This is a genomic window from Streptomyces sp. NPDC059850 (genome assembly GCF_042731515.1).
In the GTDB taxonomy this organism is placed as follows: Bacteria; Actinomycetota; Actinomycetes; order Streptomycetales; family Streptomycetaceae; genus Streptomyces.
This window is the reverse complement of sequence record NZ_JBHWJI010000034.1, coordinates 52,861-67,595: the sequence shown is the minus strand read 5'-3', so window position 1 is coordinate 67,595 and position 14,735 is coordinate 52,861. Positions and strand designations below refer to the sequence as shown.

The following is a 14,735-nucleotide window of genomic DNA, read 5'->3' as shown; positions in this document are numbered from 1 at the left end:
GCCAAGTAACGAGCTGAGCCGCCGGACCCTGCCGGGCCCTTGAGCCGGGACCTTGAGAGCCGGGACCTTGAGCGCGGCCCGCCTGCGTGCCGGGGGCGCATCCCCTGACGGATGCGCCCCCTCGCGCACACTCTCCGCGAGCCCTTCGGCGAGAGACCCGCCGACGGGCCCGCCAAGGAACCTGCCGACGAGACGACTTACATCTCCTCGAACGGCTCCTGGTCCCGCCTCTCGTCGCCCATGCCCTGCTGACGGCGCTCCCGGCCCATGCGCTCGGCCTGCTCCCGGCCTTCGGGCCGGTCCTGGTCGCGGCGCTGCTCCTGGCCTCGCTGGCCTCGCTCGCCTCGCTGGGCCTCCTGCGCCTGCTGGCCTCGCTGACCCTGCTGACCGCGCTGGGTCTGCTGGCCCTGCTGACCCTGCGCCTTGCGCTTGGCCTGCTGGGCCTTCTCGCTGAACTCGTCCTTCCCCATCTGCGTCACTCCTCATCGGGTGAAAGGGATCGGGCCCGACCAGAGTTACACGCAGGGACATACTCCGCATTTCGATCGACCACATCTATCGAATTCCCAGGTCAGCATGGTTGACAGAGGGTTACCGGTAACGCTGCGTACGGGCGGTGCGCGCCCGCTCGTCCGCCGCGCCGCCTTCGCCCACGAGATGGCCGCGCTGCTCGCGGGTGGCCGCCAGCCGGGGTTCGGCCCGGCGCATCTCACGCCGCCCCACCGCCCCGATCAACGCGGGCAGATAGCCGCGTATGGGCTGCATCCCGCGCAGCCACCACTGCGCGTACACATGGGCCGAGCGGCGCTCTATCCCCGCGACGAGCCGCTCCACGGCCGGGCCCAGCGGATACGTACGCCCCGCAGGCCACGGCATCCGCGACCGCAACTCCCGCATCACCTCGTCCCGGTCGGCGCCGCGCACCATGTCGGTGTCGGTCCAGCTGAGATAGCCGACGCCGACCGTGACGCCCCGGTGGCCCACCTCGGCGCGCAGGCAGTGCGCGAACGCCTCGACCCCCGCCTTGGACGCGCAGTACGCGGTCATCATCGGCGCGGGCGCGAGCGCGGCGAGCGAGGCGATCTGCAGCAGATGGCCACGGCTGGCGATCAGCGCGGGCAGGAACGCGCGGGCCGTGGTGACGCTGCCGAGCAGATTGACCTCCACCACCCGCCGCCAGGCCGTCTCATCGGTGTCGAGGAACGGACCGCCGGTGGCCACCCCGGCATTGGCGCAGACGATGTCCACCGCGCCGAACCGCGCCACCACTTCCTCCGCGACCCGGGTCATCGCGTCCGGGTCGGTCACATCGGCGTGCCAGTGATCGGAGTCGGTGGGCAGCCGCCCCGACACCCGCTTCAGCTCCTCCGGTTCCAGACCCACCAGCGCCACCCTGGCGCCGCGCGCGGACAGGGTGCGGGCCAGCAGCTCGCCGACTCCCCGCGCCGCGCCGGTCACCACCGCGACCCGGCCCTCCAGACTCCTGCGCGCGCTCATGTCGTCCGCTCCTCGACCGGGTGGGGGGCGTGGCCGGTGGCGGTGTCCTGTGCAGCCGTCCCGTATTCCGCGGTGAGGCGGCGGATCACGCGGCTCACCGCCCCGGAGTCCTCCACGGGGGTCATATGGCCGAGCCCGGGCAGCTCGGTGAGGCCGGTGCACCTCGGCAGCGCGGCCGCGATGGCGTGGGCGTGCTCGGGCGGGGTCAGCCGGTCGGCGGTGCCGACGATGACGGCGGCGGGCATGGTCAGCAGGCCGACGCGGGCGTCCAGGTCGAGGTCGCTCATGACATGCGCCCATCCGGCGCGCACGACGCGGGGGCAAGCGTGCACGATCCGCGCGCACGCCTCCACCATGGCGGGCGTGGCGCCCGGGCCCATCGTCCCGTACCGCAGCAGGCGCTTGGCGACGGGCGTGACCGGCCCCATGGGGACGCGCGCGCCGAGGATCGCGCGATGGATCCGCGCCCGTGCCCGCTCGGAGCGCAGCGGCACCACGCGCGCCCGCTCGACCAGCCGGGAGGCGCCGGTGCTGCACAGCACCACGGCGGCGGCGCGCTCGCGCAGTGCCGGGCGCCCGGCGGCGGCCATCACCGTCATCCCGCCCATGGAGTGGCCCACGACCACGGCCCGGCGGCCCGGCTCCAGGGTCTGCTCCAGCACCGCTTCCAGGTCGTCGGCGAGCGTGTCCGTCCGGTAGCCGCCAGGTCCGGGGGCGGTGCTGCGGCCATGGCCGCGCTGGTCGTACACGACCACCCGGTGGTCGGCGGCCAGTTCGCGCAGGACCGGCGCCCAGAAGGCGGTCGAGCAGGTCCAGCCGTGCACCAGGACGACGGCGGGAGCGGCGGGGTCGGCGGGCCCGTACAGCTCCGCGTGCAGCCGGGCGCCGTCCGCCGAGGTGACGGTCAGCTCGTGCGCGCCACCGGGCGGGGCGTACGGCCCGGCGGCGGCGTAAGGAGTGCGCCTCACAGCGATCCCCTCCCCGCGGCCGCCTCGGCGCCCTGACCGGCTCCGGGCCGCTGCCGCAGCACGTCGTACTCCGCGAGCCGCACGTGCCGGGTGGCCCTGGTGAATTCGCCGGTGGAGCCCGGCCACAGGGTCGTATTGCGGCCGTTGTCGTCCAGATACCAGCTGTCGCAGCCGCCCGAGTTCCACACTGTGCGCTTCATCCTCTCCTGGATCATGTCGTTGTAGGCGCGGACCGCCGATGGCCGGGCGTCCAGCGCGACCTTGCCGCCGAGGCCGTCCAACTGCCGCAGATAGTCGGTCAGATAGCTGAGCTGGGCCTCGATCATGAGGATCATCGAGCTGTTGCCGAGCCCGGTGTTGGGCCCGATGATCGTCAGGAAGTTGGGGAAGCCCGCCGCGCTGGCGCCGCGCAGCGCCTCCATTCCGCCCTTCCACTCCTCCGCGAGCGTGGTACCCCTCGCCCCGGTCACGCGCTGGGCGATGGGGATGTCGGTGACGTGGAAGCCCGTCCCGAAGATGATCGCGTCGGCCTCGGTCTCGGTGCCGTCGGAGCCGATCAGCGTGGTGCCGCGGATCTCCTTGAGCCCGCCGACCACCTCCACATGCGGCTTGGCGAGCGCCGGGTAGTAGTCGTTCGACAGCAGGATGCGCTTGCAGCCGATGCGGTAGCGCGGGGTCAGCCTCGCCCGCATCACCGGGTCCTTGACGGCCCGCCGCATATGCTCCCCGGCCAGCCGCTCCACGAATCCCAGCTCGGACGGCCGCTTGGTGAACGCCCCGACCTGCAACTCCCGGATCCCCCACAGCAGCCCGCGCCGCAGCGTCCCGGACACCGGCAGCCTGCTGTGCAGCCAGCGCTCGGCGCCGGTGATCCGGCGGTCCATGCGCGGCAGCACCCAGGGCGGGGTGCGCTGGAAGAGGGTGAGCCCGCGCACCTCCTTCTGGATCTCGGGCACGATCTGGATGGCCGAGGCGCCGGTGCCGACCATCGCGACCCGCTTGCCGCGCAGGTCGTAGCCGTGGTCCCAGCGCGCGGAGTGGAAGACCTTGCCGGGGAAGCCGTCGAGCCCCGGGATGTCCGGGATCTTCGGATCGGAGAGCGGGCCGGTCGCGCTCACCACGACATCGGCGGTCAGCGGCCCGCGCGCGGTCTCGATCTCCCAGTGCAGCGCCGCGCCGTCCCAGCGCAGGGCGAGCACCTCGGCGTCGAAGCGCAGATGCGGCCGCAGCCCGAAGGTGTCGGCGACCCGCTCCAGATAGGCGTGGATGTGCCGCCGCCCGGAGAAGGTGCGCGGCCAGTCGGGATTGGGTGCGAAGGAGAAGGAGTAGAGATGGGACGGGACATCGCAGGCACAGCCCGGATAGCTGTTGTCCCGCCAGGTCCCGCCGACCGCACCGGCCCGCTCCAGGACCACGAAGTCGGTGATGCCCGCGCGGCGCAGCCTCACCGCCGCGCCCAGGCCCCCGAATCCGGACCCGATCACCGCCACCCGCACGTGCTCACGCGTCAGCCCAGCCGCCATGCCGCCGCCTCCCGCCGCTCGAACTGCTCGAAACCGTGCCAGCGTTCACTGGCACGATGGGAGCGTAAGACAGGGATCCGGCGAGCGGTAGGGGCTGTGGATAACTCAGTTACCGGCGGTCACACCCCACCGCCCTCGACATAGGCTGCTGCTGTGGCGACGAGCGAAGCGGACCAGGCACGCGAGTACCGGGTGACGGAACTGGCGGAGAAGGCCGGGATCACCGTACGTACCCTGCGCTTCTACCGCGAGCGCAAACTGATCCCGCCACCCCGCCGGGACGGCCGTATCGCCTGGTACAACGACCACCACCTGGCCCGGCTGCGGACCATCACCGCCCTGCTGGAGCGCGGCCACACCCTGGGCGGGATCGCCGAGTTGATAGCCGCGTTCGAGAGCGGGCGGCGGGACGTCGGCGAACTGCTGGGGCTGGACGGCGGCCTTCCGTCCTGGTCCGAGGAGACCCCGGTCCGGCTCACCCCGCAGGCGCTCGCCGACTATTTCGACAGCGAGGCCACGGCGGAGAACCTCACCGTCTCCCTCGACATCGGCTATCTCGCGGTCGACGGCGACGACATCGTGCACATCAGCCGCCGACTGCTGGACACCTCGCGCGCCCTGGTCGACCAGGGCATCCCGCTGTCGGCCGTCCTCGCGGCCGGGCGCGAGGTCCGGGAGCATGTGGACGCCATCGCCGAGACCTTCGCCACCCTGCTGATCAGCCATGTGCTGGCGGACGCCCGGAAGCGCGGCGAGGAGATCGGCGAGACCGTGGAGCGGCTGCGGCCGCTCGCGAAGAGCGTCGTGGACGCCGAGCTGTCGATGGCCATGGACCGCCGGCTGCGGGCCGGTCTGGCGGAACGGGCGGGCGAGCGCGCGGACGACGCCGGGCACCCGCCGCCGGATCAGTGAGCGGCGCCGTAGGTGACCGTCACCGGGGCGTGGTCGCTCCACCGCTGGTCGTACGCCGGGGCCCGCTCCACGACCGCCTTCAGCGCCCGACCGGCGAGCCCGGGGGTGGCCACTTCGTAGTCGATGCGCCACCCCGCGTCATTGTCGAAGGCCCTGCCCCGGTACGACCACCAGGAGTACGGACCGTCGACGTCCGGGTGCAGCGCGCGCACCACGTCCACGTACCCCGCCTCCTCGAAGACGCGCGACAGCCACGCGCGCTCCTCCGGCAGGAACCCGGACTTCTTCCGGTTGGCCTTCCAGTTCTTCAGATCGGCCTCCCGGTGGGCGATGTTCCAGTCGCCGCACACCAGCGCCTCGCGCCCGTCGGCCGCCGCCCGTTCGCGCAGCTCCTTGAGGTACGGAAGGAACTCCGCCATGAAGCGTTCCTTCTCGTCCTGCCGCTCGGTGCCGACCTCCCCGGAGGGCAGATACAGGCTGCCGACCGTCACGCCCGGCAGATCGACCTCCACATAGCGGCCGCTGCCGTCGAACTCGGAGGAGCCGAAGCCGACCCGTACGCCCTCCAGCTCGCGCCGCGCGTATACCGACACCCCCGCCCGGCCCTTGGCCGCCGCCGGGGCGTGCACCACATGCCACCCATCCGGCTCGCGCACGGCCTCGGGCAGTTCGCGCGGCTCGGCGCGCACCTCCTGGAGGCACACCACATCGGCCGCGGTACCGTCCAGCCAGGACACGAAGCCCTTCTTGGCGGCGGCACGCAGCCCGTTCACATTCACGGTCGTCACGGAGAGCACTACGGCACGATACGACATGGAAATTCCGATGCCGCCCCAGTCGCATAGAAGTACGATCCAGCGCATGAATATCCGAGCGGTTCGCTTTGATCATCCCGACGCGGTGCGGCTCAACGACGAGGTGCAGGCGGAGTACGCCGAACGCTACGACGACGAGGGGGACATGACCCCCTTGGACGCGGCCCAATTCGACCCGCCCCACGGCCTCTACCTGATCGCCTACGACGAGACCGGCCGCCCCGTGGCCACCGGCGGCTGGCGCAGCCAGGATCGGAACGACGAGGGGTACGAGGACGGGGACGCCGAGCTGAAGCGGATGTTCGTCATACAGGAGGCGCGCGGACGCGGCCTGGCCCGCCTGATCCTGGCGGCGCTGGAGGACAGCGCCCGGGCGGCGGGGCGCACCCGTATGGTGCTGGAGACCGGCCTCAAGCAGCCCGAGGCGATCGCGCTGTACACCTCATCGGGCTATGAGCTGGTGAAGAAGTTCGGGCTGTACCGCTTCGAAGAGCTGAGCCGCTGCTTCGGCAAGCCGCTGGCACTCTCTGACGACGCCGCCGTGCACCAGATGGACCAGTCGAGCCCATGTGACGCGTCTTCACCACGCGGATAAACGGAAGGGCGGAACCCGCTCCGTCCCCGGAGCAGGTTCCGCCACACGCCGACCGGGCCTCAGCCCTTGCTGGCGAACTTCTTGCTCATCGCGCCGAACACGCCCTTCGCCTCGGCCCCCAGGTGCGGACCGGCGAGCCAGGTGTGCTCGTTCGAACTGATCGAGCTGTTCGACACCAGCACCGTCTTTCCGCCGCGGTTGACGAACCAGCCGCCGCCGGAGGTGCCACCCGTCATCGAGCAGCCGATGCGATACATGGTCGGCGTGGTCGGCGTGAACGACAACCGGCCGGGCCTGCTGGTGCAGTTGAACATCTTCGCCCCGTCGTAGGGCGGTGCGGCCGGGTAGCCGTACGCCCCGATCGAGCTGACCTTGTTGGCCGACGGAGCCCCGAACCACACCGGCACGGCCGCCCCGACCGTCTCCTGCAGCGACTTGCCGCCGCTGTTCTCCGGCTTCACGTGCAGCACCGCGAAGTCGTACGTGGAGCCCACGTTGCCGGTCTTGCCGCCCGTGTCGATCCACTGGGACGAGGTCTGCGACCAGTCGGCCCACCACACGCCGTACGGGGTCACCTCACGCTGGGCCGCGGTCTCCGCCTTGGCGGCGGGCAGCCCGTCGTCGTTGTACGACGGCACGAACACGATGTTGCGCATCCAGCCGCCCTTCTTGCCGGAGTGCACGCAGTGGCCAGCGGTCCACACCAGGTTCGACTTGCCGGGATGCGCCGGGTCCTCGACGACCGTACCCGAGCACACCATCGGCCCCTCGGGGCTGTCGAAGAACACCTTCCCCACCGGCGCCATGTTCTGGTGGTACGGCCGCGAGACCTGCTTGGCCGGTACGGCGGGCGGCTCCGGATCGGTCGCGGCCTGGCCCTCGCCCGCGCTCTGCGTGGAGAGTGTGTTGGGCGAGTCCTTCGCCTTGGACATCCGGGACGGCTGCCAGAAGTTCTTGATGACGGGATTGGCGAAATCTGACGCGTCGCGCGCCCACTTGTCCCAGTTCTTCCACCCGCCCTCCTTCCACTCCTTCAGGTCGTCCAGACTCGTCGGAACGCCCTCCGGCAGCTTGATCCCGTTGTCGCCCGGCTGACCGGCCGCGGACGTCTCACTCGACTCGGAACCGGCCTTGTCCTCACTCGACCCGCAGGCCGAGGCGGTGACCACGAGCAGTGCGGCCACGGCGGCGGCCGCCGCCGCGGAACGGCGTATGAGTGGCATGGCGCCTTATCCCCCTGTGCTGCTGTTGTTCTGCTGTGCGGAGTTCTGCAGCGGCGCTTTCGCGCCACATCCTTTCCAGGACGCCCCCACTATGCCGGTGCCTCTCGCCAGGGCCATCACCCGTCTCACGGCCCGCACACAACAGGAACGGTGTCAGCACGATTCCCTGACATCGGACGCCCCGTCAGGACGGCGCCACCAGTGCCACATCACGCCGTCTTACGCCCGCCCTCCACCAGAAGGTTCGCCGCGAACCCGAAGAACGCCACCCCGCTCACCTGCTCCATCCGGCGCCGGAACGCGGGCCGCCGGATCCGGTCGCTCAGCGCGGACGCGGCACCGGAGACCACCCAGTACCAGAGCGCCAGCTCGACGATGTCGATCGCGGTGAACACCAGGGTCGCGGTGAACACCGAGGCACCGTCCGGGGTGAACTGGGGAATCAGGCTCATATAGAAGACCCCCGCCTTGGGGTTGAGCAGATTGGTCCCCACCCCCGCGCGGAACGCCGCCCACCGCCCTCGCGACTCCGTTCCGTCCACCGCCCCCGGAAGCGCCTGCTCCGGCTCCACCTCCGACCCCGCCGCCCGGCGCGACCGCCACAGCGCGGACGCCCCCAGCCACACCAGATACGCCGCCCCCGCGACCCGCAGCGTGTCGTACGCCACACGCGAAGCCGTGAGCAGCGCCGTAAGCCCGACCGCCGTAGCGAACCCCCACACCAGACAACCGGCGAGAATCCCGACCGACGCGGCCAGCCCCGCGTTCCGCCCCTGGGACACCGACGTGCGCAGCACGAGCAGGGTGTCGAGCCCCGGAGTGACATTGATGAGCGCGGCAACGCCTGCGAAGGCAAGAGCTGATGTGAGCATGCCCGGAGACTAACCCCTCACAAGCAAAGCCCCCGCCGGGTTTCCCCGGCGGGGGCTTTGAGCTGCGGTGGACCTGAGGGGATTTGAACCCCTGACCCCCTCGATGCGAACGAGGTGCGCTACCAGTCTGCGCCACAGGCCCTTGCAACGAGTGAAACTCTAGCATCCCCTGCGGGGTGCTTGGAAATCCGTTCCCCGCTGGTCAATGGAGTGCGCGTCACTCGTTGGCGGCGCGGGGCCGGTCCTCGTCCGCGTACTGGTCGAAGAGGGGGGTGCGGCCGCGCTCCCGGGGGGTGCGGGACGGGGCCGGGGAGCCCTGGCGGGGGTCGGGCTCGGCGTGCGGTGCCGGGTCGTGGGCCGGGGCGGGGTCGACGGTGCTGGAGCGGGCGGAGCTCCAGGCGTCGGGGGCGGCGAGGTCGACGCTGCCGGTCGCGCGGGGAGCGACGGGCGCCGTGACGTACGTCGGCAGCGGGACCGGCACCGGATCCCAGCCCTCCCCGGCGGCCGGGCCGCGCTCGCGCTCGCGCTCCTGGTCCACCCACTCCGCGTGGTCGGTCTGTTCGACCAGGGCGCGACGCCCGGCCGCGTGCGGGGAGGCGGACGGGACACCGGCGGGCTCGGCCTCGGCGGGGACGGGCGGCTCGGCGGGACGGTCGTCGGCGGAGGGGCCGTCGGCGGGCGGGTGGCTGCGCGGGCGGCGCTCCCGGAGGCGCTGCGCGGCCTGCTCGGCGCGGCGCTGGTCCATGGTGAAGGTGAAGCGGCGGCGCTCCTGGGCGCGCAGATAGGCGATGTACGCGCTGAGCAGTATGGCCGGAATGGCCGGGGCCCACAGGAAGGCGAGACCGCCGACCGCCGCGACGACCGCGCCGACAGTGAAGGCGACGAAGAGGATCACGGTGGTGCGGCGACGGCGCGCAAGCACCCGCGCGCGCCGCCCGCGCTCCAGCGCGCTGGCCACGGCGGAGGCGGCCGGGGCGGCGGCCCCGGTGTCCGCCTGCGGCGCGTCCGGGCCGCCGGGAGCGGGCGCGAGCAGGGTCACGGGCTCGGCGAAGGCCCGGACGTCGACCGCGTCGGTGACGGCTTCCGGGTCGGCTGAGTAGCGGTCGGCCGAGTGGCGTTCCGGGTCGGCGGAGCGACCCCCGGCATCGGGGGCGTCCGTCTCCTGGGCGGTACGTGCCGCCAGGTCGTCCGGGGTCCCCGGGCACTCTCGGTCCTCCAGCCCCTTGGCGTAACGGCGCTCCATGCCCGCCCGTCCGGACAGCAGCCGGATGGCCGTGCTGAAGCGTTCCGTCGGACGGGCCTCATTGAGCTCGTCCTGCCTACGGAGCCACATCGGCACCAAATAGGCGGCCCAGGCCCCGACGATGACTGCGTAGATGAGGCCACTGCTACTCACGCTCACACGGTAGAGGGGTCCGCATGAGGCCATCTGCCAATTGGCGCGGTGTGTCGCACGATCTGGCTGATATCTCGAAAGTTTTTTGTGATTGTTGGGATGACCAGGCTGGGAATGGGCCCAATGTAATCGAACAGAGTTTTTATTTCTGCGATGCCCCTGGTCGGGTCCGGTGCCACCGGGTGAGCAGTCCCTCCGACAGCTCCTCCACGGTGAGCGCGAAGACCAGGTGGTCGCGCCACGCGCCGTCGATGTGCAGATAGCGCGGCCGCAGCCCCTCCTCGCGGAATCCCAGTTTCTCCACCACCCGGCGGCTCGGCAGGTTCTCCGGCCGGATGCACACCTCGATGCGGTGCAGTCCGACGGTGCGGAAGCAGTGGTCGGCGGCGAGCGCGACCGCGGTCGGCATGACGCCGCGCCCGGCCACCGCCTGATCGACCCAGTAGCCGACATGGCCCGAGCACATCGAGCCCCAGGTGATCCCGGCGACCGTCAACTGCCCGGCCAGCCGCCCCTGGTGCTCGATGACGAACGGCAGCATCCGCCCGGCATGCGCCTCGGCGCGCAGATGACGCACCATCTGCCGGTAGGTGGGCCGCTGGGTGACGGGACCGCCGGGCGCGGGCGGCGGGATGGTCGCCTCCCAGGGCCGCAGCCATTCCCGGTTGCGCTGGTTGACCTCGCGCCACACGCGCTGGTCGCGCAGCTTTATGGGGCGCAGGACCGTGTCACCATCCGCCAGCACGACCGGCCAGGGCGCGTTCAGCTCGCGCTCCCGGCGGGACCGGCGGCATCGGCTGCGTCGGCTTCATCGGCCGGTCCGGCAGGTCTGGCGGGTCCGGCGGGTCGGGGGTGGTCGCCGCCGTGGATCTGGTCGACCGCGTGCACCAGGAGCCGCCCGAGCACCGCGAGGCCGTCGCGGACGCCTCCGGTCGAGCCGGGCAGGTTGACGATCAGGGTCGTCCCCGCGACCCCGGCCAGCCCCCGGGAGAGCGCGGCGGTGGGCACCTTGGCGAGCCCTTCGGCGCGGATGGCCTCCGCGATGCCGGGGATCTCGTAGTCCAGCACCCGGCGGGTGGCCTCGGGGGTGCTGTCCATCGGGGTGAGCCCGGTGCCGCCGGTGGACACGACGACGTCGTACGAGGCGGCCACCGCTTCCCGCAGCGTGGCCTCCACCGGGTCGCCGTCGGGCACCACGCGCGGGCCGTCGACCGCGAAGCCGAGCGCGGTCAGCCCCTCGGCGATCAGCGGACCGCCCTTGTCCGGGTAGACCCCGGCGGCGGCGCGGTTGGAGGCCGTGACGACCAGGGCGCGGTACCGCGACGCTCCGTCAGGGGCGCCAGGACCGGCAGAGGCGCTGGGGGCGCTCATTCCCGGCTCCAGTCGCCGGACTTGCCGCCCGTCTTCTCCTCCACCCGTACGTCGGTGATGACCGCGCCCTTGTCGACGGCCTTGACCATGTCGATCACCGTCAGGGCGGCGACCGAGACCGCCGTCAGGGCCTCCATCTCGACGCCCGTACGGTCGGTGGTCTTCACGGTCGCGGTGATCTCGACCGCGTCGTCGGCGACCGTGAGGTCGACCTTCACGCCCGACACGGCGAGCGGATGGCACAACGGGATCAGGTCCGGGGTGCGTTTGGCGCCCATGATGCCCGCGATCCGGGCAGTCGCGAGGGCGTCACCCTTGGGGACGCCCTCGCCCCGGAGCAGTTCGACGACGCGCGGCGCGACGAGCACACGGCCGCTCGCGCGGGCGGTGCGCGCGGTGACGTCCTTGGCCGAGACGTCGACCATGCGCGCCGCGCCCGCCGGGTCGAGATGGGTGAGGTGGTCCTGGGCGCTGCTCATCGTTCTCCCGGTCCGGGCCAGGTGGCTCTGTGCGACGACACCGTACCCGCCGTAGACCCCGGCTAGGCGAGAAGGACGACGTCCACCTCGGTCCCGGGGGCCACCTCGGCCACGTCCTCGGGGATCACGAGCAGCGCGTTGGCCCGGGCGAGAGCCTTGATCAGATGCGATCCGGCGCCGCCCACCGGGGCGACCGTGCCCGGCTCGCCCGGCGTCGCCGACGGCTCGTACCAGCCCCGCAGGAACTGGCGCCGACCCTCCGGCGAGGACGCGATGCCGTCCGGGCAGACGGCCCGCACGGTAGTGCGGTGAACCAGCCCCGCGCCCAGCATGGTGCGGATCACCGGCCGTACGAACAGCTCGAAGGAGACGTACGAGCTGACCGGATTGCCGGGGAGGGCGAGCAGCGGAGTCCGGTCGGAGCCGACCCGCCCGAAGCCCTGAGGCTTGCCGGGCTGCATGCCGACGGTCCGGAACTCGACCTCGTGCATCGCCTCCTTGACCACGTCGTACGCGCCGACGCTGACTCCGCCGCTGGTGACGACGATGTCGGCGCGGCTCAGCTGGTCCTCGACGGTGGAGCGCAGCGTCCCGGCGTCGTCGGCGACCGCGCCCACCCGGTAGGCGATCGCCCCGGCCTCCTGGGCGGCGGCGGTGAGCTGGTAGCTGTTGGAGTCGTAGATGCGGCCGGGCCCGGTCTCCTCACCCGGCTGGACCAGCTCGCTGCCGGTGGACAGCACCACGACGCGGGGCCGCGGACGGACCCTGACCGTGGCCCGGCCGATGGCGGCGAGCAGCCCGATCTGGGCCGCCCCGAGGACCGTACCGGCGCTCAGCGCCAGCTCTCCCGCCCCCGCGTCGCTGCCCCGGGTGCGCACATGCTGCCCGTCCCGGACCGGCCGGAAGACCCGCACCAGGCCGCTGCCGCCGTGCGGATCCGAGCTGCGGGCGGGCATGCCGCTGACCGGACCGTCGTCCAGTCCGCCATCGGTCCACTCGACCGGGACAACGGCCTGTCCGCCGGGCGGCAGCGGGGCGCCGGTCATGATCCGGGCGGCCTCACCGGGGCCGACGGCGGGCAGCTCGCCGCTGCCCGCCGCGATGTCCCCGACGACCGTCAGCACCGCGGGATGCTCGCCCGTCGCCGCCCCGACGTCGGCCGTGCGGACGGCATAGCCGTCCATCGAGCTGTTGTCGAAGGGCGGGAGGGCCGCGGGCACGGTGACGTCCTCGACCAGGACGCAGCCCAGGGCGTCCAGCAGCTGCAGCTCGATGGGGTCCAGCGGGTGGACGTGCCCGAGGATGTCGTCGAGGTGCTCGGCCACCGACCAGACCCGGTGACGCTCCCGGCCCTCGTCCGTGCCCTGATCGGCGGCCCGTGCCGCGGTGCTGCTCAAAGTGCTACATCTCCTCGGTGACGTAACTGCGAAGCCATTCCCGGAAGTCCGGGCCCAGGTCCTCACGTTCGCACGCGAGTCTGACAATGGCACGCAGATAGTCGCCACGGTCGCCTGTGTCGTACCGCCGGCCCTTGAAGACGACGCCGTGCACCGGGCCTCCGATGTCCGGATCCGAGGCGAGCGCCTGGAGCGCGTCGGTCAGCTGGATCTCGCCGCCGCGGCCGGGCTCGGTGCGGCGCAGCACGTCGAAGACGGCCGGGTCCAGCACATAGCGGCCGATGACCGCGTACGCGCTGGGCGCGTCGGCCCGGTCGGGCTTCTCCACCAGTCCGGTGACCTGGACGACGCCCTCGTCCAGGGTGGGCTTCACGGCGGCGCAGCCATAGAGGTGGATCTGCGCGGGATCCACCTCCATCAGGGCGATGACACTGCCGCCGTGCTGCTCCTGTACCTCGACCATCCGGGCCAGAAGCGGGTCGCGGGCATCAATGAGGTCGTCGCCGAGGAGGACGGCAAAGGGCTGGTCACCTACGTGCGGGGCGGCGCACAGCACGGCGTGGCCGAGGCCCCGGGGGTCGCCCTGCCGGACGTAGTGCATGGTCGCCAGGTCGCTGGACTCCTGGACGCGGGCGAGGCGGGTCTCGTCGCCCTTGCGCGTCAGGGCCTCTTCGAGCTCGTAGTTGCGGTCGAAGTGGTCTTCCAGGGGCCGCTTGTTGCGACCGGTGATCATAAGAACGTCGGACAGGCCGGCGGTGACGGCTTCCTCGACGACGTACTGGATCGCCGGCTTGTCGACGACCGGCAGCATCTCCTTCGGGGTGGCCTTGGTGGCCGGGAGGAAGCGGGTTCCGAGGCCCGCGGCAGGGATGACAGCCTTGCTGATCCGAGTACGCGATTGAGTCATGTCCCGAACCTTATCCGGTGCCTTTTAGGCAATTGATGAGGATACGGTGAATATGACATGAGACAGGAAGTATGTGCACTCAGTGAGCACCCCCGACGCTAATAAGCCCACGTTGCGGAGACGTCTCCTGACGGTGAGGTCCGGGTTGACCGCAGATGACATCGAGGCGGCCGGGGCGTCCCTGGCGTGTCGCGCGCTGGAGCTGCCGGAGCTGGCCCGGGCGGGCACCGTGGCGGCCTATGTCTCGGTGGGGCGCGAGCCCGGTACGCGCGCGCTGCGGGACGCGCTGCGGGCGCGGGGCGTACGGGTGCTGCTCCCCGTCCTGCTGCCGGACAACGACCTCGACTGGGGCGCGGACGAGGGCCCGGACGGGCTGGTGCGCGCCGGACGGGGGCTGCTGGAGCCCGGCGGGCCGCGGCTGGGCCCGGAGGCGGTCACCCGGGCGGACGCGGTCCTGCTGCCGGGACTCGCGGTGGACCGGCGCGGTATGCGGCTGGGGCGCGGCGGCGGTTCGTACGACCGGGTGCTGGCCCGGCTGGCGCGGGCCGGGGCCGACCCCGCGCTGGTGGTGCTGCTGTACGACGGCGAGCTGCTGGACGCGGTCCCGGAGGAACCCCATGACCGGCCGGTGCACGCGGCGGTGACGCCGTCGGGGGCACACCGCTTCACCTGAGCCCCAACCGGCGACGGCCCCGCACCGCAACAGCCCCGCCAGGCGGCAGCCCCCGCACGGCAACAGTCCAGCCCGGCAACGCGACGGCCCCGCCACGGGCGCCCGAA

At 72.1% G+C, this 14,735-nt stretch carries 16 protein-coding genes and 1 tRNA gene; 3 read left to right on the top strand and 14 right to left on the bottom strand.

Annotation, left to right across the window (positions count from 1 at the left end; all coding sequences use genetic code 11):
• Positions 1-197: 197 nt before the first annotated feature.
• The 4 genes from ACFV9T_RS26115 to ACFV9T_RS26100 form a co-directional block, all read right to left on the bottom strand.
• Positions 198-470: a hypothetical protein gene (locus tag ACFV9T_RS26115; protein ID WP_385444422.1), complete on the bottom strand. Its 273-nt coding sequence runs from the start codon at positions 468-470 to the stop codon at positions 198-200.
• A gap of 121 nt (positions 471-591) precedes the next feature.
• On the bottom strand, positions 592-1,497 hold the full coding sequence (locus ACFV9T_RS26110) for an SDR family oxidoreductase (RefSeq protein WP_385444420.1): 906 nt from the start codon (positions 1,495-1,497) through the stop codon (positions 592-594).
• The gene (locus tag ACFV9T_RS26105) at positions 1,494-2,465 is read right to left on the bottom strand and encodes an alpha/beta fold hydrolase (protein ID WP_385444418.1); all 972 of its coding nucleotides are present in this window, start codon (positions 2,463-2,465) and stop codon (positions 1,494-1,496) included. The genes ACFV9T_RS26110 and ACFV9T_RS26105 overlap by 4 nt, the downstream gene beginning before the upstream one ends.
• Entirely contained in the window at positions 2,462-3,988 is a 1,527-nt protein-coding gene (locus ACFV9T_RS26100; protein WP_385444417.1) for a flavin-containing monooxygenase, read from the bottom strand. Before ACFV9T_RS26100 ends, ACFV9T_RS26105 begins: the two co-directional genes overlap by 4 nt.
• A gap of 153 nt (positions 3,989-4,141) precedes the next feature.
• Here ACFV9T_RS26100 and ACFV9T_RS26095 point away from each other — a divergent pair, with 153 nt between their 5' ends.
• Positions 4,142-4,900: a MerR family transcriptional regulator gene (locus ACFV9T_RS26095; RefSeq protein WP_385444415.1), complete on the top strand. Its 759-nt coding sequence runs from the start codon at positions 4,142-4,144 to the stop codon at positions 4,898-4,900.
• Here ACFV9T_RS26095 and ACFV9T_RS26090 read toward each other — a convergent pair.
• Positions 4,894-5,697, bottom strand: coding sequence for an exodeoxyribonuclease III (locus ACFV9T_RS26090; protein WP_385444414.1), 804 nt, complete (start codon positions 5,695-5,697; stop codon positions 4,894-4,896). The two genes, ACFV9T_RS26095 and ACFV9T_RS26090, sit on opposite strands and share 7 nt — an antisense overlap.
• 64 nt (positions 5,698-5,761) lie before the next feature.
• On the opposite strand from ACFV9T_RS26090, the gene ACFV9T_RS26085 reads away from it, so the two are divergent.
• Positions 5,762-6,310: a GNAT family N-acetyltransferase gene (locus ACFV9T_RS26085; RefSeq protein ID WP_385444412.1), complete on the top strand. Its 549-nt coding sequence runs from the start codon at positions 5,762-5,764 to the stop codon at positions 6,308-6,310.
• Positions 6,311-6,369: 59 nt separating this feature from the next.
• Here ACFV9T_RS26085 and ACFV9T_RS26080 read toward each other — a convergent pair whose 3' ends face one another.
• The 9 genes from ACFV9T_RS26080 to galU form a co-directional block, all read right to left on the bottom strand.
• On the bottom strand, positions 6,370-7,533 hold the full coding sequence (locus ACFV9T_RS26080) for a trypsin-like serine peptidase (RefSeq protein WP_385444410.1): 1,164 nt from the start codon (positions 7,531-7,533) through the stop codon (positions 6,370-6,372).
• A gap of 209 nt (positions 7,534-7,742) precedes the next feature.
• A complete protein-coding gene (locus ACFV9T_RS26075) occupies positions 7,743-8,405 on the bottom strand; it encodes a LysE family translocator (RefSeq protein WP_385444409.1) in 663 nt (220 codons plus the stop codon).
• A 68-nt stretch (positions 8,406-8,473) separates the two neighbouring features.
• Positions 8,474-8,547, bottom strand: a tRNA-Ala gene (locus tag ACFV9T_RS26070).
• A 75-nt stretch (positions 8,548-8,622) separates the two neighbouring features.
• Positions 8,623-9,801, bottom strand: a complete 1,179-nt coding sequence (gene glpR / locus ACFV9T_RS26065; protein WP_385444407.1) for a gephyrin-like molybdotransferase receptor GlpR — start codon at positions 9,799-9,801, stop codon at positions 8,623-8,625.
• A 142-nt stretch (positions 9,802-9,943) separates the two neighbouring features.
• Positions 9,944-10,567: a GNAT family N-acetyltransferase gene (locus tag ACFV9T_RS26060; protein WP_385444470.1), complete on the bottom strand. Its 624-nt coding sequence runs from the start codon at positions 10,565-10,567 to the stop codon at positions 9,944-9,946.
• A complete protein-coding gene (locus ACFV9T_RS26055; RefSeq protein WP_385444406.1) occupies positions 10,564-11,172 on the bottom strand; it encodes a molybdenum cofactor biosynthesis protein B in 609 nt (202 codons plus the stop codon). The genes ACFV9T_RS26060 and ACFV9T_RS26055 overlap by 4 nt, the downstream gene beginning before the upstream one ends.
• Positions 11,169-11,651, bottom strand: a complete 483-nt coding sequence (gene moaC / locus ACFV9T_RS26050) for a cyclic pyranopterin monophosphate synthase MoaC (RefSeq protein ID WP_385444405.1) — start codon at positions 11,649-11,651, stop codon at positions 11,169-11,171. The genes ACFV9T_RS26055 and moaC overlap by 4 nt, the downstream gene beginning before the upstream one ends.
• Before the next feature lie 62 nt (positions 11,652-11,713).
• Positions 11,714-13,048 carry a gephyrin-like molybdotransferase Glp gene (glp, locus tag ACFV9T_RS26045; protein ID WP_385444403.1) on the bottom strand — a complete coding sequence of 445 codons (1,335 nt, stop codon included), beginning with the start codon at positions 13,046-13,048 and terminating at the stop codon, positions 11,714-11,716.
• Between the two features lie 4 nt (positions 13,049-13,052).
• Positions 13,053-13,955 (bottom strand): UTP--glucose-1-phosphate uridylyltransferase GalU, encoded by a 903-nt coding sequence (galU, locus tag ACFV9T_RS26040; RefSeq protein ID WP_385444401.1) that lies wholly within the window; start codon positions 13,953-13,955, stop codon positions 13,053-13,055.
• 73 nt (positions 13,956-14,028) lie between these two features.
• Here galU and ACFV9T_RS26035 point away from each other — a divergent pair, with 73 nt between their 5' ends.
• Complete coding sequence (locus ACFV9T_RS26035; RefSeq protein ID WP_385444400.1) at positions 14,029-14,628, top strand: 5-formyltetrahydrofolate cyclo-ligase; 600 nt, start codon at positions 14,029-14,031, stop codon at positions 14,626-14,628.
• Positions 14,629-14,735 lie beyond the last annotated feature (107 nt).